General features: G+C 71.3%; 1 protein-coding gene. It reads right to left on the minus strand.

Annotated elements, in window-relative coordinates; translation table 11 throughout:
• Positions 1-438 (minus strand): AMP-binding enzyme (locus tag IF78_RS0142885; protein ID WP_342342084.1); only part of this gene is annotated, 438 nt, incomplete at its 3' end.
• Between the last annotated feature and the right edge of the window lie 15 nt (positions 439-453).

The raw sequence follows: 453 nt of genomic DNA on the forward strand, positions 1-453 counted from the left end.
GATGTCGAGGGTGGTGCGGATCCGGCTGATGAGGCGGGTGGCGAGGAGGGAGTGGCCGCCCAGCTCGAAGAAGTTGTCGTCGATGCTGACCGCCGGCACGCCGAGGATCTCGGCGAACAGCCGGCAGAGGGTCTCCTCCTGAGGGCTGCGCGGGGCGCGTCCGGTGCCGGCGGCGGGCTGGTCGGGGGCGGGCAGGGCGCGGTGGTCGACCTTGCCGTTGGTGGTCAGCGGGAGCCGGTCGAGCACGACGAACGTGGAGGGGACCATGTACTCGGGCAGCTGACCCGCCACGTGTGTGCGCAGGGCCTCGGTGTCCAGGGTGTCGGTGTCCAGGGTGTCGGTGTCGGTGACCAGGTAGGCGACCAGGCGTTTGTCGCCGGGCTGGTCCTCGCGGGCCACGACCGCGACCTGGGACAGGCCGGGGAAGTGTGCCAACACGGCTTCGATCTCGCC

It is taken from the genome of Streptomyces bicolor (assembly GCF_000719285.1).
In the GTDB taxonomy this organism is placed as follows: Bacteria; Actinomycetota; Actinomycetes; order Streptomycetales; family Streptomycetaceae; genus Streptomyces; species Streptomyces bicolor.